The organism is Methylibium sp. (genome assembly GCF_013817365.1).
Taxonomy (GTDB): Bacteria; Pseudomonadota; Gammaproteobacteria; order Burkholderiales; family Burkholderiaceae_C; genus Methylibium.
Map to the genome: position 1 here is coordinate 1 of NZ_JACDCU010000593.1, position 2,090 is coordinate 2,090.

General features: G+C 70.9%; 2 protein-coding genes. Both read left to right on the forward strand.

The window, feature by feature from the left end; genetic code table 11:
* The coding region (locus tag H0W38_RS21760; RefSeq protein ID WP_292458146.1) for a GAF domain-containing sensor histidine kinase at positions 1–1,015 on the forward strand (1,015 nt) is incomplete at its 5' end.
* Positions 1,005–2,021: a lysylphosphatidylglycerol synthase domain-containing protein gene (locus H0W38_RS21765; protein ID WP_292458148.1), complete on the forward strand. Its 1,017-nt coding sequence runs from the start codon at positions 1,005–1,007 to the stop codon at positions 2,019–2,021. The genes H0W38_RS21760 and H0W38_RS21765, both read left to right, overlap by 11 nt.
* Positions 2,022–2,090 lie beyond the last annotated feature (69 nt).

A 2,090-nucleotide genomic window follows, 5' to 3' on the forward strand; every position in this document is an offset into this window, starting at 1 on the left:
GGCGCTGGCCCGGCTGCGCAGCACCTCGGCCTTTGCCGCGGCACTGACCGGGCGCACCCTTCGCCTCGACGACTTGCGGGCCGGCTCGGGCGCCGAGGAAGCGCTGCGCCTCGGCTTGGCGCCGGAGCAGCCCGCTGCCAGTGGCCTGGCGGCCTGTGTGTGTCCCCGCCAGGGTCGGGCCTTCGGCGCCCTGTTCTTCCTGCACGCCGAACCCGGCTATTTCACCGCCGAGCACGAGCGGCTGGTCGAAAGCCTGGCGGCGCAGGCCGCCGTGATGCTGGAAAACGCCACACTGCGACGACTCGAACGCGAGGCGCACGTGCGCACCGGCGAAGAGAACACGCTGCTCGAAACCTTCGTGGGCATCGCTTCGCACGACCTGCGCAATCCGCTCAACGTCATCCTGCTCAACGCCACCCTGCTCGAACGCAGCGAGGGCGTGAGCGCCAACCTGAAAGAGGCGACCGAGCGCATCAAGCGCAGCGGCGCACGCGCGCTGCGACTCGTGCACGACCTGCTCGACTTCACCCAGGTGCGCCTGGGCAAGGGCATCCCGGTCGAGCCGGTCACCACCGACGTTCACGCCACCGTGCGCCAACTGGTCGAGGAGTTCCGGCTCGCGCATCCGCAGCGCGGCATCGTGTTCGACGCCACCGGCGAAGGCCTGGGCATCGTGGACCCGCACCGGCTCGCGCAGATGATGTCCAACCTGATCACCAACGCCCTCGTCTACGGCGCCCCCGGCACGCCCGTGACGGTGGGCGTCGAGGGCGGCGCGACCGACATGCGCCTGAGCGTGCGCAACGAAGGCGAGCCGATTACGGAGGAACTGCGCGGCGAGCTGTTCCGGCCGCTGCGTCGAGGCACCGGCCGGAGCGGCGCACCCGAGGGCAGCATCGGGCTCGGGCTCTTCATCGTCGAGCAGATCGTGCAGGCGCACCGGGGCCGGATCGACGTCGCGTCCGATGCAAGCGCCACCACCTTCACCGTGCGGCTGCCTCGCCATGCGCATTGAGCCGGATGCCTCCGCAGTGAGCGGCGGCGCCGTCGGCGGCGAGCCGGGCGGGAGCGCGCCTTGCCCGCGCTTGCAGATGCTTCGAGACGCCTGGCCGTGGTTGCGGCGCCTGCTCACTGCCGGCTTCATCGGGCTGGCCGTCACACTGCTCGTGCTGCAGTTGCGCACGCTCGACGCGGACCAGCTCGTCTCCACCCTGAGCCGGTTTCCCACGCGGGCGCTGGCGGCCGGTGCGGCGTTCAGCGCGCTCAGCTATGTCGCCTACTGCGGCTTCGATCTGCTGGGCCGCCGCTACACGCGCCACCGGCTGAAGACGCGCCACGTCCTCGCGCTGGGCTTCGTCAGCCATGCCTTCGCGCTCAACCTGGGCGCCGCTGGCGTGGGCCTGCGCTTTCGCGCCTACGGCCGCCTCGGCGTCAAGACTGGCACGGTGGCCCGTCTTTGGCTGGTGTGTTTCGTGAGCAATTGGCTGGGCTTTCTGGTGCTCGCCGGGCTGCTGCTGGCGCTGCAACTCGGCGGTGCGCCGTTCGGCGCCGGCACGTCGCCGGACCTCCTGCAGGCGATCGGCTGCGCCTTTCTCGGCGCCGCGTTGGCCTACTTCGCGCTGTGCGGCCTGTCGCGCGTTCGCTCGTGGACGGTGTTCGGACAGACGCTGCAGCTGCCTTCCCTGCGTTTCGCCCTCGCGCAGTGCGCGCTGTCGGTGCTGCAGTGGGCGCTGATCGCCGCAGGCCTGTTCGCGCTGCTGCAGCAGGCGGTTCCCTTCGTCACCGTGCTCGGCGTGCTGCTGGTGTGCGCAACGGCGCTGGCGGTGGTCGACGTGCCGGGCGGCCTGGGCGTGACCGAAGCGGTGTTCATCACCCTGCTCGGCGGCCAGGTGGCGATGGCCGCGCTGGTGTCGGCGCTGCTCGTGTACCGCCTCGTCTACTACCTCGCGCCGCTGCTGCTGGCAGGCCTGGCCTACCTGCGGCTGGAGATGAGGCCTCCCAGCTTGGCCGGCCGTCACTGACCGGCGCACGGCTCGAAGCGTCATGCCGGGCTTTCACAAGACCCGCGGACGCTTCGCATGTCACCCGTT